Origin of the sequence: Mycolicibacterium llatzerense (assembly GCF_025331195.1) — a bacterium.
Lineage (GTDB): Bacteria > Actinomycetota > Actinomycetes > Mycobacteriales > Mycobacteriaceae > Mycobacterium > Mycobacterium llatzerense.
In genome coordinates this window covers 148,565-174,681 of record NZ_LXOV01000016.1, presented here as the reverse complement: position 1 = coordinate 174,681, position 26,117 = coordinate 148,565, and the positions used below count along the sequence as shown (strand labels likewise).

Annotated in this window: 25 protein-coding genes and 1 other RNA gene; 4 read left to right on the top strand and 22 right to left on the bottom strand. The window is 66.5% G+C overall.

Going from position 1 to position 26,117, the window contains the following annotated elements:
- Nucleotides 1-14: 14 nt before the first annotated feature.
- From A7G45_RS25595 to A7G45_RS25585, 3 genes are all read right to left on the bottom strand, one after another.
- Nucleotides 15-1,556 carry an alpha/beta hydrolase gene (locus A7G45_RS25595; protein ID WP_260941132.1) on the bottom strand — a complete coding sequence of 514 codons (1,542 nt, stop codon included), beginning with the start codon at nt 1,554-1,556 and terminating at the stop codon, nt 15-17.
- A gap of 123 nt (nt 1,557-1,679) precedes the next feature.
- Entirely contained in the window at nt 1,680-3,206 is a 1,527-nt protein-coding gene (locus A7G45_RS25590; RefSeq protein ID WP_260941131.1) for an alpha/beta hydrolase, read from the bottom strand.
- A 58-nt stretch (nt 3,207-3,264) separates the two neighbouring features.
- Nucleotides 3,265-4,668: a WS/DGAT/MGAT family O-acyltransferase gene (locus A7G45_RS25585; RefSeq protein WP_260941130.1), complete on the bottom strand. Its 1,404-nt coding sequence runs from the start codon at nt 4,666-4,668 to the stop codon at nt 3,265-3,267.
- Nucleotides 4,669-4,856: 188 nt separating this feature from the next.
- On the opposite strand from A7G45_RS25585, the gene panB reads away from it, so the two are divergent.
- A complete protein-coding gene (gene panB, locus A7G45_RS25580; protein ID WP_260941129.1) occupies nt 4,857-5,702 on the top strand; it encodes a 3-methyl-2-oxobutanoate hydroxymethyltransferase in 846 nt (281 codons plus the stop codon).
- A gap of 79 nt (nt 5,703-5,781) precedes the next feature.
- Here panB and A7G45_RS25575 read toward each other — a convergent pair whose 3' ends face one another.
- Nucleotides 5,782-6,561 carry an enoyl-CoA hydratase/isomerase family protein gene (locus A7G45_RS25575; RefSeq protein ID WP_260941128.1) on the bottom strand — a complete coding sequence of 260 codons (780 nt, stop codon included), beginning with the start codon at nt 6,559-6,561 and terminating at the stop codon, nt 5,782-5,784.
- A 97-nt stretch (nt 6,562-6,658) separates the two neighbouring features.
- Between A7G45_RS25575 and A7G45_RS25570 the strand changes: the two genes are divergently transcribed.
- Nucleotides 6,659-8,164 carry a CYTH and CHAD domain-containing protein gene (locus A7G45_RS25570; RefSeq protein WP_260941127.1) on the top strand — a complete coding sequence of 502 codons (1,506 nt, stop codon included), beginning with the start codon at nt 6,659-6,661 and terminating at the stop codon, nt 8,162-8,164.
- 5 nt (nt 8,165-8,169) lie between these two features.
- Here A7G45_RS25570 and rnpB read toward each other — a convergent pair.
- The 4 genes from rnpB to A7G45_RS25550 form a co-directional block, all read right to left on the bottom strand.
- Nucleotides 8,170-8,559: RNase P RNA component class A (gene rnpB, locus A7G45_RS25565), an RNA gene on the bottom strand.
- Nucleotides 8,560-8,584: 25 nt separating this feature from the next.
- Nucleotides 8,585-8,935, bottom strand: a complete 351-nt coding sequence (locus A7G45_RS25560) for a hypothetical protein (RefSeq protein ID WP_260941126.1) — start codon at nt 8,933-8,935, stop codon at nt 8,585-8,587.
- Between the two features lie 14 nt (nt 8,936-8,949).
- The gene (locus A7G45_RS25555; protein ID WP_260941124.1) at nt 8,950-9,579 is read right to left on the bottom strand and encodes a class I SAM-dependent methyltransferase; all 630 of its coding nucleotides are present in this window, start codon (nt 9,577-9,579) and stop codon (nt 8,950-8,952) included.
- A gap of 1 nt (nt 9,580) precedes the next feature.
- Nucleotides 9,581-10,546 carry an NAD(P)/FAD-dependent oxidoreductase gene (locus A7G45_RS25550; RefSeq protein ID WP_260941123.1) on the bottom strand — a complete coding sequence of 322 codons (966 nt, stop codon included), beginning with the start codon at nt 10,544-10,546 and terminating at the stop codon, nt 9,581-9,583.
- A gap of 47 nt (nt 10,547-10,593) precedes the next feature.
- On the opposite strand from A7G45_RS25550, the gene A7G45_RS25545 reads away from it, so the two are divergent.
- Together A7G45_RS25545 and A7G45_RS25540 are read left to right on the top strand one after the other, a co-directional pair.
- Nucleotides 10,594-11,172, top strand: coding sequence for a helix-turn-helix domain-containing protein (locus tag A7G45_RS25545; protein WP_260941122.1), 579 nt, complete (start codon nt 10,594-10,596; stop codon nt 11,170-11,172).
- A 120-nt stretch (nt 11,173-11,292) separates the two neighbouring features.
- Nucleotides 11,293-11,652 carry a hypothetical protein gene (locus A7G45_RS25540; protein WP_260941121.1) on the top strand — a complete coding sequence of 120 codons (360 nt, stop codon included), beginning with the start codon at nt 11,293-11,295 and terminating at the stop codon, nt 11,650-11,652.
- Nucleotides 11,653-11,765: 113 nt separating this feature from the next.
- On the opposite strand, the gene A7G45_RS25535 is transcribed toward A7G45_RS25540, so the two are convergent.
- The 14 genes from A7G45_RS25535 to A7G45_RS25470 form a co-directional block, all read right to left on the bottom strand.
- Nucleotides 11,766-12,428 (bottom strand): CAP domain-containing protein, encoded by a 663-nt coding sequence (locus A7G45_RS25535; protein WP_377042117.1) that lies wholly within the window; start codon nt 12,426-12,428, stop codon nt 11,766-11,768.
- A 16-nt stretch (nt 12,429-12,444) separates the two neighbouring features.
- Nucleotides 12,445-12,807, bottom strand: a complete 363-nt coding sequence (locus tag A7G45_RS25530) for a DUF732 domain-containing protein (protein ID WP_260941120.1) — start codon at nt 12,805-12,807, stop codon at nt 12,445-12,447.
- 5 nt (nt 12,808-12,812) lie between these two features.
- On the bottom strand, nt 12,813-13,439 hold the full coding sequence (locus A7G45_RS25525; RefSeq protein WP_260941119.1) for a hypothetical protein: 627 nt from the start codon (nt 13,437-13,439) through the stop codon (nt 12,813-12,815).
- Entirely contained in the window at nt 13,436-14,083 is a 648-nt protein-coding gene (locus A7G45_RS25520; protein WP_260941118.1) for an Rv1363c family protein, read from the bottom strand. Before A7G45_RS25520 ends, A7G45_RS25525 begins: the two co-directional genes overlap by 4 nt.
- On the bottom strand, nt 14,047-15,498 hold the full coding sequence (locus A7G45_RS25515; protein WP_260941117.1) for an MCE family protein: 1,452 nt from the start codon (nt 15,496-15,498) through the stop codon (nt 14,047-14,049). The genes A7G45_RS25520 and A7G45_RS25515 overlap by 37 nt, the downstream gene beginning before the upstream one ends.
- Nucleotides 15,499-16,656, bottom strand: a complete 1,158-nt coding sequence (locus A7G45_RS25510) for an MCE family protein (RefSeq protein WP_260941115.1) — start codon at nt 16,654-16,656, stop codon at nt 15,499-15,501. It lies immediately after the preceding gene.
- A complete protein-coding gene (locus A7G45_RS25505) occupies nt 16,653-17,957 on the bottom strand; it encodes an MCE family protein (protein ID WP_260941113.1) in 1,305 nt (434 codons plus the stop codon). Before A7G45_RS25505 ends, A7G45_RS25510 begins: the two co-directional genes overlap by 4 nt.
- Nucleotides 17,954-19,294 (bottom strand): MCE family protein, encoded by a 1,341-nt coding sequence (locus A7G45_RS25500; RefSeq protein WP_260941111.1) that lies wholly within the window; start codon nt 19,292-19,294, stop codon nt 17,954-17,956. The genes A7G45_RS25505 and A7G45_RS25500 overlap by 4 nt, the downstream gene beginning before the upstream one ends.
- Nucleotides 19,291-20,316: an MCE family protein gene (locus A7G45_RS25495; protein WP_260941109.1), complete on the bottom strand. Its 1,026-nt coding sequence runs from the start codon at nt 20,314-20,316 to the stop codon at nt 19,291-19,293. The genes A7G45_RS25500 and A7G45_RS25495 overlap by 4 nt, the downstream gene beginning before the upstream one ends.
- A gap of 39 nt (nt 20,317-20,355) precedes the next feature.
- Nucleotides 20,356-21,798, bottom strand: coding sequence for an MCE family protein (locus A7G45_RS25490; protein ID WP_260941106.1), 1,443 nt, complete (start codon nt 21,796-21,798; stop codon nt 20,356-20,358).
- A 3-nt stretch (nt 21,799-21,801) separates the two neighbouring features.
- Complete coding sequence (locus tag A7G45_RS25485) at nt 21,802-22,656, bottom strand: ABC transporter permease (RefSeq protein ID WP_260941104.1); 855 nt, start codon at nt 22,654-22,656, stop codon at nt 21,802-21,804.
- A gap of 11 nt (nt 22,657-22,667) precedes the next feature.
- Nucleotides 22,668-23,441, bottom strand: coding sequence for an MlaE family ABC transporter permease (locus tag A7G45_RS25480; protein ID WP_029105877.1), 774 nt, complete (start codon nt 23,439-23,441; stop codon nt 22,668-22,670).
- 346 nt (nt 23,442-23,787) lie between these two features.
- The gene (locus tag A7G45_RS25475) at nt 23,788-24,858 is read right to left on the bottom strand and encodes a helix-turn-helix transcriptional regulator (protein WP_260941101.1); all 1,071 of its coding nucleotides are present in this window, start codon (nt 24,856-24,858) and stop codon (nt 23,788-23,790) included.
- Nucleotides 24,855-25,913 (bottom strand): LuxR C-terminal-related transcriptional regulator, encoded by a 1,059-nt coding sequence (locus A7G45_RS25470; protein ID WP_260941100.1) that lies wholly within the window; start codon nt 25,911-25,913, stop codon nt 24,855-24,857. Before A7G45_RS25470 ends, A7G45_RS25475 begins: the two co-directional genes overlap by 4 nt.
- Nucleotides 25,914-26,117: the final 204 nt, after the last annotated feature.

Here is a 26,117-nt window from a genome sequence, read left to right as displayed (position 1 = left end):
GTGAGACGCTGTGGTCAGCACCGCAATCCCGCCGCCGGCAGCACCGACTGGGTCAGGAACGCCACCACGGCCGTGTCGACGCACCGGTCGCCGTTGAACACCACGGTGTGCTGGGTGCCCTCGTAACTGATCAGCGAGGCGTCGAGTTCGCGCGCCAGGTTCACGCCGGCCTGGTACGGCGTGGCCGGGTCATGCGTGGTGGATACGACGATGACCTTGCCCGGACCGGGCGACGCCGGCGCGTGCGGACGGGACGTCGCGGGCACCGGCCACATGGTGCACACGTCGCGCGGCGCGTAGCCGGTGAATTGGCCGTAGCTCATGAACGGTGCCAGCTGGCGCGCCCGTTGGTCGGCTGCCGCCCACGTCGCGGGATCGGTCGGGAACGGCGCGTCGACGCACCGGATCGCGGTGAACGCGTCCTGCAGCGGCGCGTAGTGACCGTTCTGATCACGGTGCTGATAATCGTCGGCCAGCAGCAGCAGGTCGCCGGCGTCGCCGCCGCGCTGCAGGCCGAGCAGCCCGCTGGTCAGGAACTTCCAGTACTTCTTCGTGTAGAGCGCGTTGATGGTGCCGGTGATCGCGTCGGAGTAGCTCAGGCCACGCGGATCGGACGTCAAACCCGGGCGCACGGCGAGCGGATTGACCAGCTGCTGGTACCGCGCCACGAACTGCGTCGGGTCGGTGCCCAGCGGGCAGCCGGGCGCCTGCGCGCAGTCCGCCGCATAGTCGTTGAAAGCCGTTTGGAATCCGGCCAATTGGAGCAGGTTCTCGGTGACCGGGTCCGCGTTGGGGTCGACGGCGCCGTCGAGCACCATGGCCCGCACCCGGTCCGGGAACCGTTCGGCGTACGCCGAACCCAGCTCGGTGCCGTACGAGAAGCCCAGATAGTTGATCTGCGGCTCTCCGAGCGCGGCCCGGACCACGTCCATATCCCTTGCCGCCGAAGCGGTTCCGACGTTGGCGAGGAAGCTGCTGCCCATCTGCTGCAGGCAGTCCTGCGCCGTGCGGCGGCTGACGGCTTCGATGTGCGCCACCCCGGCCGGGCTGTAATCGACCATCGGATCCCGGCGATTGGCATCGAATTCGGCGTCGCTGCGGCACCGCAGTTGCGGCGTCGAATGCCCCACGCCGCGCGGATCGAAGCCGACCAGATCGAAGCTGCGGCCGATCTCGGTATCGGCCAGGACGGCGCCCATGCCCGCGACGGTGTTGACCGCCGACGCACCCGGACCGCCGGGATTGACCAGCAGGACGCCCAGTCGTTGACCCGAGGCCGGGACCCGGATGACAGCCAGCTTCGCTTGCGGCCCTTGCGGATCCGCGTAATCGATGGGGACGCTGATGTTGGCGCACCGCGCCGTCGGCAGGTCCGTGGTGTCACCGATGAACGGCTCGCAACCACTCCAGGCCGGCGCCTGTTCGTAGTAGGACTGCAGGGATTCGGGGGCCGCGTGCGCGACCGATCCCGGTGCGGCGCTGATGGCCACCAGCAATCCGACGACCCCTACCGCACACCGTCGTCCTCGACTGCCCGCCCGCAACATGGCAAACATGGTCGCACGGCGCACAGCCGAGTCGAAGCCTGGCCGGGGAGGGAGACAACCCGGCAATCAGACGGTGACCAAACAGTTATCTTGCGACGGCACTCGGCATTTCGAGACTGGGCATTTCGCGACTCAGCATTTCGCGCCGGCGTCGGGCAGCGTCCCGTTGACAAGATAGCTGCTGGCATGGTCGTCGACACAGCTGTTGCCCTGGAACACCACGGTGTGCTGGGTGCCGTCGAACGTCAGCAGACTGCCACCGAGTTCCTTGGCCAGGTCCACGCCGGCTTTGTATGGCGTGGCCGGGTCGTGGATCGTCGACACCACCAGCGGCGCGGCCAGGTCCTTGACCGAAATCTCGTGCGGCTTCGACGTCGGGGGCACCGGCCAGAACGCGCAGGTGCCCAGTGGGGCGTCGCCGGTGAACTGGCCGTAGCTCATGAAGGGCGCCACCTCGCGGGTGCGCTTGTCCTCCGCGATGACCTTGGCGCGGTCGGTGATCGGCGGCTCGTCGACGCAGTTGACCGCCACCCGGGCGTCGGTCGAGTTGTCGTAGTGGCCATCGGAATCGCGGCCCATGTAGGCGTCGGCGAGCCGCAGCATGATGTCGCCGTGGCCTTCCTTGAGCTCGGTGAGGCCAGCGGTGAGGTCCTTCCACATGGCCGGCGAGTAGAGCGGCAGGATGGTGCCGACCAACGCGTCGCTGTAGCTCAGACCACGCGGATCCTTTGTGGCAGCGGGCTTTTGGACCAGCGGGTCGACCAGGCTGTGGTAGACGTCGTTGACCTTGGCCGGGTCGGTGCCCAGCGGGCAGTCCGGGCTGGTCGCGCAGTCGGCGGCGTAGTTGTTGAACGCGGTCTGGAACGCGGCGGCCTGGTTGATGTCGGCTTCGATCGGATCGGCGTTGGGGTCGACGGCGCCGTCGAGGATCATCGAGCGGACCTTGTCCGGGTAGTCCTCGGCGTACTGGGCGCCGATGCGGGTGCCGTACGAGTAACCCAGGTAGGTCAGCTTGTCGTCGCCGAGCGCGGCCCGGATGGCATCCAAATCCTTGGCGACGTTGGCGGTTCCGACGTTCTCCAGGAAGTCCTTGCCCATCTTGTCGACGCAGCGCTGCACGAACGCCTTCGTCTCGGATTCGATGTGTGCGACACCGGCCGGCGAGTAGTCGACCTGTGGGTCGGCGCGCTGCCGGTCATTGTCGGCATCGGAGTTGCACCACACCGCGGGCTTGGAGGACCCGACGCCGCGGGGGTCGAAGCCGACGAGGTCGAAGCGCTGCCGCACCGAGTCGGGAATGTTGTTGAGCAACGACACTGCCGCGCTGACGCCCGACTCCCCCGGACCGCCGGGGTTGATCACCAGGGAACCGATCTTGTCGCCGGTCGCCTTGATCCGCAGCAACGCCAGCTGCGCGACGTCGCCGTCGGGCTTGCTGTAGTCGACGGGCACCGACAGCATCGCGCACTCGGCCCCCTTGGGAATGCGCGACTGCGAGTCCGGGGACGTGGTCTGGCACGGCGACCACTGCAGGGGCGCGCCAGGCTTCGGCACCGCGCGGATGGCGCGTCCGTCGATCACCGTGCTGCAGCCCGTCGCGAGCACCAGGACCATTGCCAGTCCCGATGCGCAGGCGAGACTCCCCCGTCTGAGGTTCATGGTCGACCATGGTGCCATGTGCCCAGGTCTGACCTGATGAGGGCGTTGCCGCGCGCCGTCATACGGTGGCGGCAGCAACCAGCTCGTCCAACTCGGTGGCGAATTCGTCGGCCATGGCCCACAGGTCCGGAACCAGCTCCGGGCACGAGATCAGGCCGACGTCGAGCGTGCCGTTGAGGGACATCACGGTGATGTTCAACCCGGAGCCGTGGAACAGCGGGCCCAGCGGGTACATCGCCTTGACCTCGGCGCCCAGCATGTACAGCGGATCCTGCGGACCGGGCACGTTCGAGACGACGAGGTTGTGCACCGGCTTGGCCTCGGCCAGTTTGGTCACCGCGAGCACCCGCATCGCCGCGCCGAACACCGACGGTGCGGCGAACTGCGACCAGTCCTGCAGCAGCGTCGCACTGATCGCCGAACTGTGTTGTTTGGCAACTGTGCTCGAGTCGGCGATGGCGCGCAGCCGCTCGGCCGGGTCCTCGATGGTGGTCTCCAGTTTGGAGAACATGCCGGATACCTGGTTGCGGCCGGGGCGGTCGGATTTCCCGTGCACCGACACCGGGCACATGGCCACCAGGGTGGACTCCGGCAGCGCGTCCTGCTCCAGCAGGTAGCGCCGCAGCGCGCCGGACACCAACGCCAGCACCACGTCGTTGACCTTGACATGAAAGTGGTTCTTGACGGTCTTGATGTCCTCGAGGTCCAGCTGGGCGAACGCCACGTTGCGGTGCCCGGTGACGTTGACGTTGAACGCGGTTTTCGGCGCGGCGAACGGCGCCGCCATGGTCAGGCCCTTGGCGGCGCGGCGGACGGTGTCGATGACGCTGGTCGCCGTCGAGGGCAGCACATTGGCCAGCTTGAGCGGGCGGCTGAAGTACTTGACCGCGCCGCCGACGGCGATCTCGAGTTCGGAGGCGGTGCCGCTGCCCGCGACGGGCTCGGGCGCCGGTGCGTCAGGTTCGAGGGTGCACAGTTGCGACATCAGGTTGGCGCCGGTGACGCCGTCGATGCCCGCGTGGTGCATCTTGACCATGACGGCCAGCCGGCCGCCGTTGTGAGCGTCGGTGCCTGCGATGTTCTCGATCACCCACATCTCCCACAGCGGGCGGCTGCGGTCGAGTTGCAGTGCCGCGATGTGCCCGCAGATCTCGGCGAGCTCGGTACGGCCGCCCGGGGCGGGCAGCCCGATCCGGTGCAGGTGCCGGTCGATGTCGAAATCCGGGTCCTCCACCCATACGGGGTGGTCGAGGTTCAGCGGCGAGTCCGCCAGCTTCTCGCGGAACTCGGGCATGGCCGCGATGCGCTCGCCAAGCATCTGCCGCATCTTGTCGAACGTGTAGCCACCCGGAATGGTCGCGGCATCCAGTTCCAGCACGGAGCACACGTGCAGGGGCTGAACCGCCGTTTCCAGATAGAGGAAGCTGGCGTCGAGGCCGCTGAGCCGTTGGTATCCGGGCATGGGCGTGATCGTAGGCGGCGGTCCTGCTCCGCACCTGAGGAGGACAAAATCGTCCCAGTGTGAGGCATTCCACTTCACGTGTCGTTCACCTTCGGGGTCTGGTGGTGGCAGACTTGACCCCGTCATACGTCCCGGGGACCCGATTTGGGCCTCGAGGTTCGAACCGACCAACACATTTGAGGACGACGATGTCTGATCAGCTTTACGGCGCTGCCCCGGAGTCTGTCTGTACGACCCCGCGCACCAAGGTCCGCACTCACCACCTGGCGAAATGGAAGGCCGAAGGCCACAAGTGGGCGATGCTCACGGCCTACGACTACTCCTCCGCCCGCATTTTCGATGACGCCGAGATTCCGGTACTGCTGGTCGGCGATTCCGCGGCCAACGTGGTCTACGGCTACGACACCACGCTGCCCATCACCATCGACGAGCTGATCCCCCTGGCCCGCGCGGTCGTCAAGGGTGCCCCGCACGCGCTGGTGGTCGCCGACCTGCCGTTCGGCAGCTACGAGGCCGGCCCGCAGCAGGCGCTCGCCACGGCGACCCGCTTCATGAAGGAAACCGGTGCCCACGCGGTCAAGCTGGAGGGCGGTGAGCGGATGGTCGAGCAGATCGCCGCACTGACCCAGGCCGGCGTCCCCGTCGTGGCCCACATCGGCTTCACCCCGCAGAGCGTCAACGGGCTGGGCGGTTTCCGCGTCCAGGGCCGTGGCGATGCCGGTGACCAGACCATCCACGACGCCATCGCGGTGGCCGAGGCCGGTGCGATCGCCGTGGTGCTCGAGATGGTGCCGGCCGAGCTGGCCACCCAGATCACCGGCAAGCTGACCATCCCGACCGTCGGCATCGGCGCCGGCGCCAACTGCGACGCGCAGGTGCTGGTGTGGCAGGACATGGCCGGCATGACGAGCGGCAAGACGGCCAAGTTCGTCAAGCGCTTCGGTGATGTCGGGGCCGAATTGGGCCGCGCCGCACGGCAATACGCCGCCGAGGTGGCCTCGAGCGTGTTCCCCGCCGAGGAACACTCCTACTAGTTCTCTCTGCCCAGCAGACACAAAACGGTCCCTTTTCGCGTGAAAAGGGACCGTTTTGTGTCTGCTCGCGAGTAAACCGCTAGCCGAATTCCGGCTTGCGCTTGCCGACGAAGGCGCCGACGCCCTCTTTGCCGTCGGCCGACGACGCACACTTGGCGATGAGCCGGCCTTCGCGCTCGAGCTGGGTCTCGTAGTCGGCGCCCCAGGTGGTCAGCAGCAGCTGCTTGACCGCGGCGTTCGAACCACCGGCCTGCGTGGCGACCTCGGCCGCCAGGGCGTCCAGCGCGATGGGCAGCTCGGCGTCCGGCACGACGCGCGTGACCAGGCCCCAGTCGGCGGCCTCGGCCGCGGTGAGCACACGGTTGGTGATCATCAGTTCCTGGGTGCGTCGCAGGCCGATCAGCCGCGGCAGCACGTACGACGATCCGCCGTCCGGGCTCAGACCGGCCTTGGTGTACGCCATGGTGAACGACGCGGACTCGGCGGCCAGCACCAGATCACCGGAGACACCCAGCGGGAAGCCCGCGCCGGCAGCGACGCCGTTGACGGCGGTGATCAGCACGGCATTCATCCGGGCGAAGGTGGACATGGCGCGATGCAGATCGTCGGCCATGCCCTTCACGAACACACCTGGGTCATCGGCGGCAGCCATCGCCTTGAGGTCGCCGCCGGCGCAGAAGAACCGGCCACCACCGGTCAGGGTGACGACCTTCACCGTGGGCGTATCGCACAGCGCAGCGGCCACCGCCAGGTCGCGGGTGAGGACGTCGTTCATGCCGTTGGCCGCATCGGGCCGGTCGAGCACGATATTCACGACGGCGCCGGACTGGGCGAACTTCAGTGTCTCGAATTCGGTCACGGGTCAAGACGTTATCGGCAGCCGGTCGCGCACTGCGATGTGGCACGCTAATGGCAGCGTTGGTACTGCCCGTCCCGGGTCGCAAACGAAGGTGAACATGGCCGCTGGCAAGCGTAAACCGTCCCGCCACACCGAGATTGAACGCAAGTTCGCGGTGGTCGACAGCACGGTATCCCCGTCGTTCGACGGCTTGTCCGCCGTCAGCCGGGTCGAGCAGCTGCCCGTCGCGCACCTGGACGCGGTGTACTTCGACACCCCGAACCACGATCTGGCGGCACACAAGATCACCCTGCGCCGCCGCACTGGTGGCACCGACGCGGGCTGGCACCTGAAGCTGCCCGCCGGTGCCGACGCGCGCACCGAGGTCCGGCTGCCGATCACCGCAGCGCGCGAGAGCGTGCCCGAGGAACTGCGCGACATCGTGTTGGCCATCGTTCGCGACCGCTCGCTGCAGCCCGTCGCGCGGATCGAAACCGAGCGCACCGTCTCCATGCTGCACGCGCCCGACGACACCGAGCTGGCCGAGTTCTGCGACGACCGGGTGACCGCCACGGCGGGCGACTCGCTGCAGAACTGGCGCGAGTGGGAGCTGGAACTGGTCGGTGCCGGCTCAGAGGGCGCTGACTCGGCTGCCGAGCTGCTCGACCGGCTGGCCAACCGGCTCTTCGACGCGGGCGCGGAACCGGCCGGGCACGGGTCGAAGCTGGCCAAGGTCCTCGCGGCGGCCCGGGGCGAGGACGCACCGGAGCCATCCCCCGAGCCGACGGACAAGGTGCACCGCGCCATCGCGGCGCACGTGTCCGAACTGATCGACTGGGATCGCGCCGTGCGTGCCGACACCTTCGATTCGGTGCACCAGATGCGGGTCACCATCCGCAAGATCCGCAGCCTGCTGCAGGAGACGGGCGATCTGGGCGACCGCGAGTGGGTGCTCGAGGAGCTGAAGCTGCTGGCCGGGATTCTGGGCACGGCGCGTGACGCCGAGGTGCTCGCTCAGCGGTACGAAGAAGCGTTGAAGGGACTCGCACCGGAGCTGGTTCGCGGGCAGGTGCACGAGCGGCTGGTCGACGGTTCGCAGCGGCGCTACCAGTCCGGGCTGCGGCGGTCGCTCACGGCCATGCGCTCGGAGCGGTACTTCCGGCTGCTCGACGCACTCGACGCGATCGTCGTCGACAACACCCAGCCGGCCGCCGCCGACGAGGACGCGCAGCCGGTGACGGTCACCGGCGCCTACCGCCGGGTCCGCAAGTCGGTGCGGCGGGCCGAGGCCGCGGAGGCTGCTGGCGCCGAGGACAGTGAGGAGGCGCTGCACCGGATTCGCAAGGGCGCCAAGCGTCTTCGCTACACCGCCGCCGCCATGGGCGAGTCGAAGGTGGTCGACTGCGCCAAGGACATCCAGACGCTGCTGGGCGATCATCAGGACAGTTACGTCAGCCGCGGACATCTGGTCCAGCAGGCCGAGGCCGCCCACACCGCGGGCGAGGACACCTTCACGTACGGCATCCTGCACCAGCAGGAGGCGGAGGTCGCCGAGTACGCCCGGCTGCAATTGGACGCCTCGCTCAAGGCGCTGGCCCGCGCGATGCGCAAGGTGAAGAGGTAGCGGGGCGGACGAGCTGGCCTCTAAGCCGGATTCTGTTCCCCGCCACCATCACTGGTGGCGAGGCGGCGACCATCCATCTGGGTACACCGTCGCCGGGTACCTCGAGCGGCCTACCCGCAGGCTCGGGCGAGCAGCCCTCGGGCACCTGCGCAACCGCAACCAGGTTGCGGCCTTCTTGGCCTTGCTTCGGGTGGGGTTTACCTAGCCATTCCGGTCACCCGGAATGCTGGTGCGCTCTTACCGCACCGTTTCACCCTTACCGTCTTGCGACGGCGGTCTGTTTTCTGTGGCACTGTCCCGCGAGTCACCTCGGATTGCCGTTAGCAATCACCCTGCTCTGTGAAGTCCGGACTTTCCTCGAAACCTCTCGGTCCCGCGGCCGCCCGGCCAACTCGTCCGCGCCGATACCATATCAGCTGGTCAGAGCGCCGCGACCAGCGAGTCCAGGACGACGATCGCGCCGTACGCCAAGAGCACCTGTTTCAGCCATCGCGGCCCGTCGCGACGCGTCCGGGCGAGGGCCAGGCCGATGCCGAGGACCACGATCACCGGCACCGTGATGGCCCACTCGGACCACACTTGCCGCGGTCCGTACACCAGTAGTGCGGCAGCCGGTCCCAGCGACCAGTCACCGGAGGTGGCCAATGAGTTGCCCATGGCATCGTTGATCAGTTGAACCGCCTGGAGTCCACCGAGCAGCAGGCACAGGCAGGCGGTCACCAGCAGCATCGACTCGGCAACCAGCCGGATGTCGAGCCGGTGCTTGACCACCAGGTGACCTCCGATCAGGGCGTGCGGCGCAGGACAATCAGATTGTCCCGCAAAACGGCGGATTCGCCAGCAGGACTGATTGCCTCGCGTTCCAGCGTACCGACGTGTTCGGTCTGCCAGCCTTCGTCCGCCAGACCGAGCTCGGCGACGACCTCGTCCGCGGACTGAAAGTGGTGGTCATGGATGTGTTTCGAGGCCCAGGGCGGCGCCTCTCCATGGTCGACGATCAGCAGTGTGCCGCCCGGCGCGACGGCAGCTGACGCCTGCTGCAGTATTTGCCGGCGCTCCAGATGAACCGTGGAATGCAGGAACTGCGCCGACACCAGATCGAAGCTGCCCGCCGGGAAACTGTGGGACAGATCGTGGTGCTGGAAGTCGATGCGCTCGGCCACTCCCCTGTCCACGGCCGCGGCGCGGGCCCGATCGAGGGCATTGGTGGCGATGTCGACCGCCACCACCTGCCAGCCCGCGGTGGCCAGCCAGATCGCGTCGGCGCCTTCGCCGCATCCCAGGTCGAGAGCGCGACCCGGGGTCAAGCCGCCGGCGATCGTCGCGAGATGGGCGTTGACCCGTCCGCTCCACATCTGCGGCTTCTCGGCGTACCGGCCTTCCCAGTGTTCCTGCGGTGTTTCAGTCGCGGACATATCAATCCTCCTGCTGATCGAAGACGGGCCAGGGCATGACGGGTAGGCCGAACTGGTCGTGCAGCAGACTCTGCACGATGGTCGCGGCGGCTGCGGAACCGGCGGCGATGGCCGACGCCACCTGGGGCATCTGCGCGCAGACGTCGCCCGCGGCGAAGACGCCGGGAACCGAGGTGCGGTTGATCTGGTCGACCATCACCGCGTCGACGACAGCCGGGCCGGGCGGCGCGATCCGCACGCCGAGTTGCGCCGCCAGGTCGGTGCGCTGCCGCAGCGCGCTGGCCACCAGCACGCCCTGGCGCTTCAACTCGTCACCGTCGGCGAACACCACGGACGCCAATGCGCCATCGCGCGAGGCGAATTCGATGATCTTGCGCTCGTCAACCCGCACACCGACTTCGGTCAGCGCGCGGTGTTGGTCGTCGTCCAGACCGGAGGGACCGTTGGTCACGACAACGATGTCGTCGGTCCAGCCCCGCAGCATCAGCGCCATGTGCACTGCCCGGTCCCCGTCGGCGAGGACAGCCAACGCCTGGTCGCGCGCTTCCCAGCCGTGGCAGAACGGGCAGTGGAAGACCGAGCGGCCCCAGTGTTCGTCCAATCCTGGGATGTCGGTGGTCTCGTAGTGCATGCCGCCGGCCAGCAGGATCCGCTGCGCGTGGTGCACGGAGCCGTCGGCGAGTTCCAGCCGGAACATGGGGCCATCATGGGCGGTGGCGCCGGTGACCTGACCGCCGATGACCTGCACGGACGGATACTCGGCGAGTTCGCGGCGTCCGTCGGCGTACAGGTCGGCCGGCGGCCGCCCGTCGTGGCCCAGCAGTCCCCCGATGCCGTGTGCCGCGCGGTTGCTCTGCTGACCGGCGTCGATGACCAGCGTGCGGCGGCGCGCGCGGCCGAGCACCAATGCGGCGCTCAGTCCCGCCGCCCCGCCACCGACGATGGCGCATTCCCATTCGTTGTTCATGACACCGACCTTGCCGGGTGGTGCCGAAAATGCCAAGCTAATTTGCCATGCAGGCAAACCCTGAGGACGACGACATCGAAGCGCGGGTCCGGCGCCGGTTGCGGGAGCTGCGCATCCAACGCGGCATGACGCTGGAAGACGTTGCGCGCGCGGCCGATATCGACGTCTCCACGTTGAGCCGCCTGGAGTCGGGCAAGCGCCGATTCGCGCTCGACCACCTGCCCCGGCTCGCCGCGGCGCTGTCGATCAGCACCGACGAACTGATGCGCGCCCCCGAGGCCGAGGACCCGCGGGTCCGTGGGGCGTCACACAGCCGCGACGGGATCACCTACTGGCCGTTGACCCGCGGCGGCCCGGCCGGCGGTCTGCATACGTTCAAGATCCGCGTGAGCACCCGGCGTCGGACGCCACCAGCCGAGCTGCCGGTACACGACGGCCAGGAATGGCTGTACGTGCTGTCCGGGCACCTGCGGCTGCTGCTGGGCGATCGCGACTTCACCATCAAACCCGGTGAGGCCGTGGAGTTCTCGACCTGGACACCGCACTGGTTCGGCACCGTCGACGGCCCCGTCGAGGCGATCGCGATCTTCGGGCCTCATGGCGAGAAGCTGCACGTGCGCAACTGAGTTTCTAGCGCGACGAAGGAGATCTAGCGCGCGACGACATGTCCTGGAGACACGTCCTCGGCCCTCCGACGTTGTCGGTGCCACAGCGCATACTTCCCGAAATGCCGGGGAGGGACAGACATGGGTGGGCCATCTGATGATCCGTACATGCGAGAGTTGGGCCGTCGGGCACTGGTGGACTTGCTGGGCGAGGACGGCGCCCACCGAGCCCTCAACGGCCTCGACCTCGACTTGCCTGACGAGGACCTGTTCGAGGAGCGCGAGCCGGAACCCGATCCGGTGTTGGCCGATTTCTACAGCGGAAACAGCTTGCGCGCCTTGGCCGAAGCCCGGGACGGGCTGGCCGCCGCGAAAGTGCGCTACGACGAGGCCATCACGCAAGCCCGGACGGCCGGCTGGAGTTGGGCCGAAGTGGCGCGGGTTCTTGGCGTCACCAAGCAGGCCCTGCACAGCCGGTTCCGCGGCCTCGCGGCCGATTGACAGGCTGTCTCTCTACACAACTCTCGCCCGGAGCCGTCAACTTTCCTTGACGTCAAGGAAAGTTGACGCCTCCAGATCGAATGTGTCGCAGGAGAGCCGACACGCCGAACGGCCTAGTTCGCCGGATATGCCGGAGGCGGGTTCACCCCGCGGAGGATCCAGGGGAACCAGGTGAAGAAGTGCTCGATCTCGTCGCTGCCGTCGTAGTCGGGGCTCGGGTCGAAGCCGTTATTGCCGCCACCCTCCTTTTCCGAGCGGTGCGGCGGCTCGGGCAGCTGACCGTAGACGGCGACGACGACGGTGCGGTCCAGGCTGTTCTCGGACCACACCCCCATCTGGTTGTTCGCGCAGTTGGCCATGATCGCCTTGATAGCGGGGTCGTAGTACCACTGGTTGATCAGCTCGACGCCGCTGATCGCGATCGCCGGGTTCATGGCCACGGTCTGCGCCACCGGCCCTCCGCGGTACCCCGCCTGCTCGGCACGCATCTGCGGCGTGGATCCGTCAGAACCGATGTCGCCGTCCAGGTTCCGGTTCGCCATCATGTCCTTGGCCTGCCACTCGGCGGCTTGCTGCAGCTGCGGGTTCACGGCGATGTCGTTGGTGCACCCGGCCTGGTGCTGCACGGTGTAGACGTTCGACACGACGGAGTCGTTGAGCCGCTTGTTGTTCGGAATGAGGGTGTTCCCGTTGTCGGCGTGCGCGAGCGGCATGCAGAGCACGGCGCTCAGGGGCACGACAGCCAACACAGACAACACCAGCGGCCGACGGCTCATGTTGGATTCCTTTGCATCAGGGATGAACACCGGGCGGGGATTGGTAGTGCGCCGCAGACTTGCGCAGCTGCCAGATCTGCGCGGGGCACAGTTCGTTGACGGCCTGAGAAATGAGGTACGACGCCTGGTAGTCATCGTCGGTGTCGAAATCGCCTCGTACGTCGCCCATCACCTGGGCGAACGGCTGACCGGCCGCCACCTTGTCGCAGATGCCGTAGCCATAGCCCAGCGCCGCATCGGTATTCGGAAAGTTGTAGCCCGGCCGCACGGTCACACCGATCAGATACGCGGTCGCATCGGCATGCGACACCGGCGCGAACACCGCCGGCACACTCACCACCGCCGCGGCGAGCAAGCCACAAGTCCACCGTCTGCGCATGTGACTCACATCGGATCGAATTGCGAGATGAGCCAACGACCCTCGACCTTGTCGAGCGTCACCCGCACACTCGACGCGGTGCTGGTCGGTGCGCTGTCGCCGATGATCATCGTCTGATCCACGAACAGCATCACCACCGCATGGTTCGGGGTCGCCTTGGTCCACGCCGCTGCGGGCACCGTCGCGACGGCCGAGATCTTCTTCTGCCTGGACCCGGGGATCACCACGTCGTGGGTCAGTGAGGTGTAGGAGTTCAGGAAGTTGCCGGTCATGTACTTCTTGGCGGCTTCCAGGTCCTTCTCGACCGTCTCGGGCTTGTAGGACAGCAGCGCGATGGTGGCATCGGTCGCGGCCTTGGTGGAATCCTTTTTGGCCGTGTCGGATTGGCTCAGGGACACGTCTTTCCACTGCAGGTAGCCGGCCGCGCCGCCGAGCGCGAGGACCACCGCCGGCAGCAGCCCGTAGACGGCCACGCTCGCCCACCCGACGCGGCGCCGCTCAGCTGCAGGCGCCGCGTCGGTGGTCTCTGCGGCGTCGACCTCGACCTCGTCGTTGAGCTCGTCGACCGAAGCTGTTGCGTCGATGGACTTTTCAGCTGCGGCGTTGCCGCTGCGGGATTTGATCAGTTTCACGGCACAAACTCCACGTTCGACACCTTCATCACATCACCGACTTTCTGTACCGCGATGCGCATCCGCCACTCGCGTGGTTCCTGCGCCGGCGCACCGACATTCGAGGTTTTGACGGCCACCGCGACCAGCACCTGCGCCGAGTCGCCCGCCTCCGATTCGAGCCCGGCCTCGGTAATCGCGCCGGTGGACGTCGACTTCGCCTCCTTCACCACCTTGATGAAAGGTGCGGAGCGCTTGGCGAAGTCGTCGTAGAACTCCCCCGTCGCGCTGTCGAGGATGCGCTGGACGTCGGCGTCGGCCCGCTGCCAGTCGATGGTCGTCAGGTTCAGTGCGCCCTGCCGCGCGGCCTGGACGATCTGGCTCTGCCGCTCGTCGACCGCCGTCGCGCGGTGCGTCCGCACCGCCAACCAACCGACCAGAGCGCCAAGGGCGACCACCAGCACCGACCCGACCACCGCCGCGAGCCTGCGCACCGACTTCGACTTCGCCGGCTCATCGACGAGCTCGTCGGCACCGTCAGCACCGTCGGCACCGACCTCATCCGCCTCGTCGATGTCATCGACGTCGTCGATATCGGGATCGAGTACGGCGACCCCACCGCCTTCCGTCAGCTCCCCGGCTGCGGCGTCATCATGCTTTGCCATGTCTTCTCCTTCGGAGCCGTGTGGGCCAAATCGGCTTGGGTATAGGTCTTTCCGTCCGGACCGATATACGTCCCGCTGGCCGGGTCGTATTCGGCCACCGCGACCGGCGGCGGTTTGGCCGCGCCCTCCGGCAGAGGCGAACCGGGCCGCAGTTGCGGCACGTCCTGCCCGGTCCACGTGGCGTTGGGATCGCCCTTCCAGTTGTAGCCGTCGTTCAGCGGCACGTACTGTTCGTTGCTCTCGCACTGCTTGACGGTGGCCGCGCGCTTGCCGGGCACCGTCTCGCACGGCAGGTTCTTGGCGCCACGCACGTTGAACATCGCGTCCTGCGGAGTCCGGCAGTACAGGTCACCGGCCGGCAGCTCGGGGTAGTCCTCCAGTGCGGGGTTACGCATCTGTTGCGCCGGCAGGAATCCGGTGGTGCATGGCGGCGGCAGGTTGATGTTCAGGTTGAAGCTCAGATACGCGCCCTTGTAGGCCTGCTTCGTGTCGCGGTTCGCCAACGTAACACCTTGTGCGGCTTCAGTTGTGCGAGGCAGCAGCACCAGGAGCTGTTCGAGGTTCGGTTGGTAGGTGATGGCGACCTTGTTGATGGACACCAGATTCTGCAACAGGATCGGCAGTGTCGGGCGGAGCCGGTTGAACAACTGGCCCATTTCACCGAACGCCGGCCCACCCTTGTCCAGCAGCGTGCCGACCGCCTTGTCCTGCGCCTGCAACTCACCGGTCACCGTGGCGAGATTCGCCGCCCAAGCCTGAATCGCGCCGGACGTGTTGGACTGCGAGTCGAGCACGGGCTTGACCTGATCGATCAGCTTGAGCATGGGGTCGAGGTTCGCCCGCGCGTCGATGGCCAGCTGGCTGCCGCCCTTGACGATGTGCGACAGCTCCGACCCCAAACCACCGACAGCCGTGGCCGATTCGTCGATGACCGTCTTGAGATTCTCCTTGGGCACCGCGCTGAGGCCCTTGGTGAGCGAGTCGATCACGGTGTTGATGTCCGGCGGTACCGAGGTGTGTGCCAATGGGATGACGTCGCCGTCCTTGAGCGGACGCGACCCGGTGCCGCGTGGGGTCAGGGACACGAACTGCTCACCGATCGCCATCTGGCTGTGGACATCGGCCTGCACATCGGACGGGATATCGGTGCCCGAGTTGAGGGACAGCTCGGCCTGCACCCCGGTCGGTGTCAGGCCGACGGACTGCACCCGGCCCACCACGGTGCCGCGGTAGGTGACGTTGCCGGTGGCGTACAGGCCACCGGTCTCGGGCAGCTCCATCTTGACCACATAGCGCCCGATGCCGAACAGCTTGGCGGGCAACTGCATATAAATCAGGCCCATCATCGTCACCGCGATCAGAGCGATGACGGCGAAGATCGCGAGCTGAACTCTCACGCGTTTGTCTAGGTGCATTTACGGCCCCTGGTCCCAGCGGTACGGAATGGTCAGCGGATTGCCCGGGTTGTTCGGCCCGCCCGCGGTGCACGGGCTGGGGAACTGGCCGATGGTGCGACCCCACTGCAGTTCGAGTTCGGTCAGGTCGCACTCCCAGCGGGTACCGGTGAAGAACGCCTGATCGATGCGGCTGAGGGTGAGGTCGACGATCGCGGTGAGGTTCGCGTAGTCACCGCGCTGCCACTTCTCGATCGTGTCGCCCGGGAACGGCACCGTCGGGATGAAGCTCAGTGCCCGCGTCAGGGCCGGCCCGGCGTTGGCGAGCTGTTCGAGCGTGGGTCCCAGAGCACGTAATTCCTTGATCACGTTCTCTTTTGACCGGTCGACGGTGTCTGCCGCGAGCGCCGCGAACTTGCTCAGTTTGTCGGCGGCCGTGACCAGGTTCTCGCGCTCACCATTGAGCACCGCCAGCGCCTGCGGGATGGTGTCGATGGCCTTGTCCAGAACCGGCTGGCTCGCGGCGAGCTTGCCGACGACGACGTTCAGGCTCTCCGACGCCGCGATGATGTCAGGAGTCTGGTCCTTGACGTTCGCGGTGAAGATGTCGAGCTGTTTGATGAGGCTGCGCAGATCCTCGGCGCGCCCGTGGAACGCCGTGCTGAAGGCCTCCGTGATGTCCTGGACGTTGCCGATGCCGCCACCGTTGAGCACCATCGAGACCGCCGACAGCGTCTGCTCGACTGACGGGAAACTGCCGCTGCTCGCGAGCGGAATGACCGACCCCTGGTGCAGCTTTCCTTGCGGCCGGCCATCTTTGGGCGGTCCCAGCTCGATGTGGAGGGTGCCGAGCAGACTCGTCAGACCGAGCTTGATGGTCGAGTTGGCCGGCGCGTTCACATCGCCGTTGAGCCGCATCGTGACCAGCGCGTGCCAACCCTGCCGCTGAATCTTGGTGACCGTGCCGACCGTGACATCGGAAACCCGGACCCGCGAATTCTCTTGCAGATTGGTGACATCCGGCATCTGCGCCTGGATTTCGAACGCTCCGGGTCCCCCACCCTCGGTACCGGGCAGCGGCAGGCTGTTGGCCCCGCGCCAGTCCGCACAGCCGGCCGAGGCCAGCAGCGTCAGGGTTGCCGCGGCACATCCCGCGGCCGAACGCAGGCGGCGGCTCATGACCCACCTCCCGGCGGCGCCATCATCCCGGCCAGCCCGGCGTTGGCGTCGGTCGCCACCGTCTGCGGAGCCGGCGGCTCGGGCACCGCAGCCGCTTGTTGTGCGACCGGCGCTGCAGGCCGCGATGGGGGTACATAGTCGGGCCGCATCCAATCCTCGCTGTACGTAACCTCATTGGGCCGCGCCTGCGCGCCGACGAACAGGTTCTCGCCCAGCGGCAGGAAGTTGTACTGCCGGTTCTTGACGATCGGCGCCAGGTACTGCGCGCACAACTTCGACGATTGGTCCGCACCGAGGCGGGACGCCGCCTGGATGGCACCGCAGATGAAGCTGACCGGATTGGCGAAGTTGTTGGCCGCCAGGATGCCGGTCAACGAACCGACCGCCGGCTCATAGATGTTGTTGAGGTCGGCCAAAGCTGTTGGTGCCACGTGCAACACCTGCTTGATGTCATCCAGACTGCCCACGATCGCGGTGCTGACCGACGCCAGCTTGTCCGACGCCGTCCCGACAGCCTCCTTGTTGTCCGCGACGAAAGACCGCACGTCGTCGGCGACCGCACTCATGTCGTGCAACGCCTGACCGACCTTGTTGGGGTCATCAGCGACCAGCCCGGACACCTCGGCCAGGTTGGTGTTCAACCGTTCCAGGAGTCCAGTGCTGTCCTGCAGTGCCGACACCAGCGTCGAGAGGTTCTTGAACGTCGAGAACAGGTCGTTGCTGTGGTCGCCGAGGATCGACACCGCCTGCGACAACCGGATCACCGATTCCCGGATGCTGGAGCCCTGCCCGCGCAGGTTGTCGGCCGCGGTGTTGATGAAGCCGCCGAGGGTGCTGATGCCACCGGGCTGGTCGGGCTTGAGCAGATCGGCCAGCCGCTGGAGCTGGGTCCGGACCTGGTCCCACTCCACGGGCACCGCGGTCCGATCGAGCGGAATCACCGCACCGCCGCGCAGCGTCGGCCCACCGCGGTAGGGCGGGATCAGCTGAATTGCCCTGCCGGTCACCAACTGTGGCGACAGGATGACGGCCTTGGCGTCGGCCGGCACCTTGTACTTGTCATCGATCCAGAAGGTGACCTTGACCTTCTCGGCTCCCGGTTCGATCTTCTCGACCTTGCCGACCGGCACCCCTTGAATCATCACGTCGTCGCCGCTGAACAGCTGATTGGTGTTCTGGAAATAGCCCACCACTTCGTTGCGCGACGCCCGCTGGAACGCTTTCACCGCGAAGTAACCGCCGCCGACCACGAGGGCGACCGCGGCCGCGACGACAAGCAGACGGGTGGACAGCTTGGTCATCGCTGTCCTCCTGGCTGCTCAACGGGATCCGACACCTGCAGTGGCGGGGTTTTCGGTGGTTCCGGCATGGCTGTCTGTCCGGGCGCGAGTGCCGGTGGTCCGGGTGGCGCCCCGCCGGGCTGCGGGGCCGGTTGCGTTTCGCGGGCGGGATAGCAGCCGGGACCGGGCAACGGGATACCTGGTGGGCCACAAGCGGTATCGCCGGGCTTGCCGCTGATCGCGTCCGGAATGGTCAGCCGCGGCTCGCCGCCCTGACCGGTCCGCGGGAACGGCACCGGCAGTGGCGGGGTGCCGGGCTGACCGACCTGCGGATCCTGAAGCTGCGACGGCAGTTTCGTGTTCGGGTCGACGCCGAGGTCCGAGAACGCGGCGTCGACGAACGGCTGCACGAACTGCCCCGGCAGCAGGTTGACGATGTACGCCTTGAAGAACGGGCCCGAGCTCACCGCGTCGCCCAGCGCGAGGGCGTACTGGCTGAGTCGCTTGACGGCTTCTTGCAACCGCTCTTTGCGATTGTCGAGCATCGTCACGACGCCGTTGAGCTTGTCCAGCGCTGGCCGCAGTTGGGTCTTGTTCTCCCCGATCAGACCTTTGAGTTGCTGCGAGACCTCAGACAGGCTGTTCCAGAGCCGGCTCACCGCAGCGCTCTGCGAACGCAGTTGCACCAGAAGCGCATTGGTGTTCTTGACCAGGCTCACCACCTGGTCACTGCGCTTGGCCAGCACCGTCGTCGCCTTCGATGCATTGTCCAGCAGGCTGCGCAGTTGCGCGTCGCGGTCGTTCAGCGTCTTAGAGAACCGGGCGATGCCGTTCACCGCGTCCCGCAGATCCGGGGCAGTGTTGGCGAATGCCTCTGAGACCGTGGACAACGAGTCGGACAACTGATGCGTGTCCAGTCCGCTGATCGCGTTGGTGACGTCGCCGAGCGCGTCCGGCAGCTGGTACGCCGACACCGTCCGCTCGAGCGGGATGGTGCCCTTGAGGTCGCCGTCGCCCTTGGGGACGACTTCGAGCATCTTGCTGCCCAGCAGGCCCTTGGTCTTGATCGCGGCCTCGGTGCGCTCCCCCAGGTGGACTTCGTCGTCGACGGTGAACTTCACCAATACGCGGGGACCGTCGAGGTCGATGCTGGCGACCCGCCCGGCCGGGAATCCCGAAATGTCCACGGGCGCACCGGTATGCAGCCCGCTGGCGTCCTCGAAGTACCCGGAGTAGGTGGTCGTCCCACTGACGAACGGAATCTTCTGGAACATCAGCGCGACGGTGGCGACCACCACCACGGCACTGATGCCTATCGCACCAAGGGCGAAGTGGCTTCGCTCGGCAAATGGTTTCATCTGGGCGTGCACCGTCCCGAGGTCTGGCCGGCCACCTTGACGTAAACCGGTTGTCCCCCCTTGCCGTTCAGCTTGAGCACCGCATCGCAGAGGTAGAAGCTGAAGAAGTCGCCGTAGATTCCCTGTCGGGACAGCGCTTTGTACTTGTCGGGCAAGGTGTTGAGGAAGTTGTCGAAGTAGTCGTGGTCGGCCAGCACCAGACCCGCGGTCCGGTCCACCTCGTGGACCGTCTTGGCGAGCGGCGCCCGGGCTTCGGTCAGCAGACCGGCGATCGAGTTCGCAGCCGCATCGGTGTAGGCGACGGCCTGCGACACATCTGTCTTACGTTGTGCCAGACGGTCAACCAGTTCCGACAGTGAGACCACTGCCTTGTCGAGCTTGTCGCTCTTGCCGCCGAAAGAGGTCAGCACCGTGTTGAGGTTGGTGACGACCTGCCCGATCAACTGATCACGGTCGGCCAGGGTGTTGGTCACCACGGCGGCCTGCGCCAGGAACGACCCGATCGACGGGCCCTGCCCCTGCAGCGCCTGGATCAGCTCCCCGCTCAGATCGTTGATCTTGTCGGGGCTGAGGGCGGAGAACAACGGACGGAAGCCGCCGATGACGGCATCGAGGTCCAGCGCGGGCTGGGCCCGGTCGACGGGAATGGTGTCCCCCGCATTGAGCTTCTTGGTACCGCCGGCGCCCTCTTCCAGGGCCAGGAACCGGTCGCCGACGACGTTGTCGTATCGGATGACCGCACGGCTGCCCTCGGTGAGGACGACAGAACTGTCCGCGGTGAACTCGACGGTCACCGTCGAATCGCGGTTGATCGACACGTTCTTGACCTGGCCGACCTCCACACCCGCGATGCGAACGTGGCTGTCCTTCTTCATGTTCGAGACGTTGGCGAACCGCGCGAAGTACGTGTGGCCCTCGTCGAACCGCAGGTCAGCGAACACCGCCCAGAGGGCGACCGTGCCGAGCAGGCAGACCGACAGGAAGACAGCCAGGCGCAGCAGTGTGCCTCTAAGGTTCTCCACGGCTTCCCTCCTGCCTCGGTCGTTGGTTGATCGTCACGGTCAGTTCCCGCCTGCCTCGGCCGGCAACGCGGGTGCCGCGGGGGCTTCCGCCGGCAGTGGTGGGGCGTCCGCCGGCACTGGTGCCGATTGCGGTTGTGCGTCAGCGGGATTCGGCGGCGCGGGCGGCACACCCGGCCACAGCGGTACCCCGCCGGGCCCGTACAGCGCTGCACCGTAGGGCGGCGCGCCGGGGTACGGGATCGGGCCGGGTGCCGGTCCGGGCAGGCACTGCCGGATGCTGGGCGCCTGCGGCACCGCACGGGTGCTCTGGAACCACTGGCCCCAGCAGGGACTGCCGATGCCCGGGTTCGGCCGGATATCCAGCCCGGTGCCCCACCCCGTGTTGGTGATCAGTTGTCGCACAGGGAAGTTCTTGGCGACGTCCGGCAGCGAACCGCAGCCCGGCTGTCCGCCCGGCCCGCCCTTGGCTGCGTTGATCGGCAGGTTGTCGGGGAACACGTACGGGTTCTTACCCGGCAACAGCGTCGCGTCCAGGATCAGCGAGCGGCCGTCGGCCCCGCCGAACACGCCCCAGGCGCCGGTGTCCAGGAACTTCTTGGTGCCTTCGAGCCAGCAGGTGTATCCCGGGCTGTACTTCAGCAGCAGACTCGTCGTGGGTTCCAGGGTGTTGATGGCATCAACGAAGTTGTCCCGGTTCGGACCCAGCAGATCGGTGCCGGCCTCGGAGAATCCGATGACGTTCATCAGCAGGCTGTCGAGCGCCTTGGCCTTGCCGGTGACCGTGCTGCTGGTGGTGCTGGCGGCATTGAGGATCTTCACGATGTTGTCCGCTGCCGCCCCGTAGGTGTCACTGAACTGCTTGAACGACCGCCAGTCGTCACGGATCTTGTCCGAGCGCGAGTTGAGCGCGGTCAGCACTTCGTTGAGATCCGTTGTGGCTTGGCCCATTCGCTCGCCCTGGCCGCGGACGCCTTCGGCGACCGCGCTGAGCACCGAATTCAGCTTCGCGGGATCCACCATGTCCAGCAGATTGACGATGTTCTCGAAGACGGTATCGATCTCGGTCGTGGTGTGTTCGGCGTGCAGCACCGTGCCGGCGGTCACGCGGGCGCTACTGGGCGCCTGCGGATACACCAGGTCGACGAACTTGGCGCCGAACGCCGTCGTAACACTCACCTGCGCACCGACATTGGCGGGGATGTACTTCACCTGATCGGGTTCGAGTTTCAGTTGCAGCGTCGCCCCTGACTTGCTGACGTCGATCTGGCTGACACGGCCCACCAGCACGCCGCGCATCTTGACCTTGGCGTTGGTCTCCAGCACCAGACCGGCGCGGTCGGCCATGACCGTCACCGGCACATACGATTTGGCCGCACCGGTGAAGATGACCGTGGTCACCACCATGAACAGCACCACGGCCGCCACCAGGATCAGTGCCCACCACGAGTTCGAGATCCGACGATCTCCCTTGCGTGTTTCCACCGGCTAACCCGCCATGTTGAAGTTGCCGGACTGGCCGTAGATGGCCAGTGAGATGAAGACGATCTCGACGGCCGCGATGACCATGGACAATCGCACGGCCCGGCCCACCGCCTCACCGACCCCGGCGGGGCCGCCGGAGGCAGCGAAGCCGAAGTAGGTGTGCACCAACATGATCACCACGGTGATGGCGACGCACTGCACGAACGACCAGATCAGGTCGGTCGGGTTGAGGAACGTGTTGAAGTAGTGGTCGTACACGCCGGCGCCCTGCCCGTAGACGGTCGTGGTGCCCAGGCGCGAGGCGACGAACGCCATCATCACCGCGACGCAGTACAGCGGGATCACCACGACCACCGCCGCCAGCACCCGCGTGGAGGCGAGATAGGTGATGCTGCGAATGCCGATCACCTCGAGGGCGTCGATCTCTTCGTTGATCCGCATCGCGCCGATCTGGGCGGTGGCGCCGGCCCCGATGGTGGCAGACAGCGCCACCGCGGTGGTCGCCGGCACGATCATCCGCACGTTGAGGAATGCCGAGGCGAAGCCGGTGAGGGCCTCGAAGCCGACCGACGAGAACTGGTTGTAGCCCTGGATCGCGACGAGGGCACCCGTTGTCATGGTCAGGAAGCCGACGATCGCCACGGTGCCACCGACGACGACGAGCGCGCCGGTGCCCAAACCTGTTGCGGCGATGAGCCGTAGCAGCTCCGCGCGGTAGTTGACGACCGCGTCGGGAATCGAGCCGATCGTGTGCGAATAGAAGGCGCCCTGTTCACCGATGCGGTTCCACCGGGCAGCCCAACTCTTGGTGAACTTGTCGAGCCGCGGGAACAGGCGACTGGGAACGTCGACAGTCATTTCAGTCCCCTTCACGACACCGTGTACTGGATCGCGACGGCCGTCACGATGACGTTGATGGCGAACAGCACCATGAAGGTGAACACCACGGTCTCGTTGACGGCGTTACCCACACCCGCGGGGCCGCCGCGCACGGAAGTGCCCTTGTAACAAGCGATCAGGCCGGCGGCCATGCCGAACAACGTCGCCTTGATGAGCGCGACGATGATGTCGCCGGGTCCGGTCAGCAGGTTCAGGCCGCCGACGAACGCGCCCGGCGAGACGTGCTGCACCGTGGTGCAGAACAGGAACGCGCCCGTCAGGCCGACCAGGATCACCGTCGCCGACAGCGCCAGCGCCACTGTCGTGGCAGCGAGCACGCGCGGCACCACCAGGGACCGGATGGGGTTGATGCCCATCACCCGCAGCGCGTCGAGTTCCTCGCGGATGGTCCGCGCCCCGAGATCGGCGCACATTGCCGTGGCACCCGCCCCCGACACGACCAGCACCGTGACGATCGGGCCGATCTGGTTCACCGTGCCGATCGCAGCGCCGGTGCCCGAGAAATCGGCCGCGCCGAATTCGGTCAGCAGAATGTTGAAGGTGAATGTCAGCAGCACCGCGAACGGCATTGTCAGCAGCAAGGCGGGCAGGACCGAAACCCGCGCGACGAACCATGTCTGCATCACATATTCGTGCCACGCAAACGGCGGCTGGAACATTTGCACAAACGTGTCGAAAGTCATGGCGAAGAAGCCGCCCAAAGAGGTGACCGGCTTAGCCGCAGTGCGCGCAATCGCTACCATTTATCGCCCGCGCTTTCCACCCATTGCGCCAAATCCACTACACATGGTCGATGAGCGATCGCTGCGGCCAACATGGGAGGAGACGCTATCAATGCAGGTCATCTATCGACCACCTCCAGATGGAGGGATCTAGTCGTGTGAGGTACCCCCCATCGGAGGGACAGCTGTGTCCTGCGCCACATCTCGCATGCCGGAATCAGAATTCCGCGCCGGCACCACAAATAATCCATATCAGGAAATAGCTGAATCCGCTACAGAATGGCCATCTTGGGCACGACTCAATTCACGACGTCGGCAAAAATTCATGGCACGCCGAAGAATTACCACCACAGAAATTGGCGCGGGACTATTGCGCCTGTTCACCGAATCCGGATTGCGCGTCCATATAGAGGGTGATGGCTTCCAACCGATTGGCGGCGCCGATCTTTCGCAGGATCCGCTTGACGTGCGTCTTGACGGTTTCCACCGAAACGACGAGCTCATCGGCGATCTCCGCGTTGGAGTCGCCCAGCACCATCCTGGCGAACACGTCACGCTCGCGGTTGGACAATGCCGCGGTGAACGCGTCGACGGCCGCGTCCGCCTCGAACGCGTCATCGTCGCCGCCGGCGTCGAGGCTGACGGCTGTTCCCGCAATGCGGTCGGCTTCCTCCGCCAGCCGGGCGGCGGCTCCGATGATCGAGATCCGAAGTTGGTCCACCCGTTGGGAATTCAGCAACCGCTCGTAGACGAACGAATACACCGACAGCAGCAGTCCCAGCGTGTCGATGTCACCCTCGGCGATGGCGCCCCTGGCCCGCGACATGTGAACCAGCGCCACCACTTTCGACTCGACGACGATGGGCGCGACCAGATAGTCGGAGGCACCGAGCACGTCGCAGAAGCCCTCGGTGGCCGGCACGTCGCCGCCGGCGTACACGATCCGCCGGAACCTGACGCAGTCTTGTTCAGCGATGCAGGCGCTGCGCGGCACCGGTTTTCCGGTGCCGCGCGTGCCGTGCGATGTCACGGGAATGAACTTGTCGGGCGCTATCGACGACAGCACCGCACTACTGAACCCGATGGTGTGGCACAGCTCGGTGCACACCTGACGCTCGAGCGCCTGCACCGACGGGGCCGCTTTCAACCGCCGGATGCTATCGATCACCGACCGCGCCGTCGCGCCGGAGTCGTCACCGCTGATCAGTCGCGCCTCGACCTGCGCCTGCAGGGAGGCCATCAGAAGCCGCTGCGCCACGGCAGGCATGAGGGCGATGCCTTCGCCGTCATCACCGAAGAGCACCTCCTCGGTCGTCGCCGCAGAGTTGGCGATGGCTTGTTCGAGGGTGGTCGCCTTGGTCGGCCTCGGCAGGTTGAGCACGCTGCGCAGGTGTCCGTCGATCTGATTGAGCCTGGTCACCATTGCACGGCGCGTCATCGTGGCCGTCCGCTCCCCACGCCGGCGTCCATCGCCAGGTACATCGCCAGCGCCGCCGCCCGGTTGGTGGTGTTGAACTTCTCGGCAATGCGTTTGAGGTGCGACTTCACCGTGCCCTCGGAAATCAACAGACACCGCGCGATGTCGCGGTTGGTGGCACCGGTCGCCACGTAGGACATGACCTCCCGTTCACGCGGGGTCAGTTCGGGCACCATGGCGGGATCGCTCGGGGGCTGGGTAATCCGGTCGCAGTCACCTGCCTGCGGCGCCTCGGCCCTACCCGTCACCGGCGGTGTCATGAGTTGATCCATTGTGGCGCACAGCCTGTCGACCTCGACGCGTTGTTGCGACACCTTCTCATCGAGCACGGCCCGCTCGTACACCACAGCCAGGCATTCGGCGAACGCTTCGAGCAGATCGAATTGATCCATCACCGTGGTATCGCCGGCTTCCGGGAAATCGGCGTGCAGCATCCCGATCGCCACACCACCGACGGTGATCGGCGCCGCGAGGTAGTCCTGCCGCGCCGACGCGGTCGGGCGGGATACGACGACGCCGTGTCGCCCGTGGATCATGGCGGCCTCCGCTTCGGAATCCTCGAACCGGACGGGCACGCCCACCGAGAACCCGTGGAAGAAACCAGATGTCGCGCCGCGGCCATACAGATGCTGTGGCAGCCAGTCGTGCTCGCGAACGGTGGACACCATCACCCGGGTGAATCCGAAGTCCCGGCACAACAACGTCATCGCGGTCTTGATCGCCTCCCGCGACGAAGTGCCACGCAGCGAATCGACGGCCTGACGAAGGGCGTTCAGACGTCCGGCACCATGAGCGACCACGCGACCGTTCAGCTCCCGCCGGAGCCGCTGGACCCCAGCCAACAGTTCCTCGGTCGCACTGCCGGCCGTGCGCTGCCGTTCGAGGCGGCGCCGGAAGCAATCGAGTTGACGATCCAGCTCGCGGTACGCGCCGGGACCACGAAGATTGCGACCCAGCGAATGCAGATGGTCCGCGCCTGTCGTCATCTCAGCGTGCCCGGCGATGAGCGTGGCCATTCACTCCCCTGCCTTGAGATCGAATCGTGACTGATGTCAACAAGTTCCATGACGTCCATGGCCAAACGGGTCGGCAGCGCCGGCAGCTCTGCCCAGCTGCGATCAACGCGCGTTCAACAACCGTTTGAAATGTTGCTATCGCGATTCTGCGCGGGCGACAGCTTTCGAGCTATGTCCGCAACCGACGAAAAAACCAGAACTACA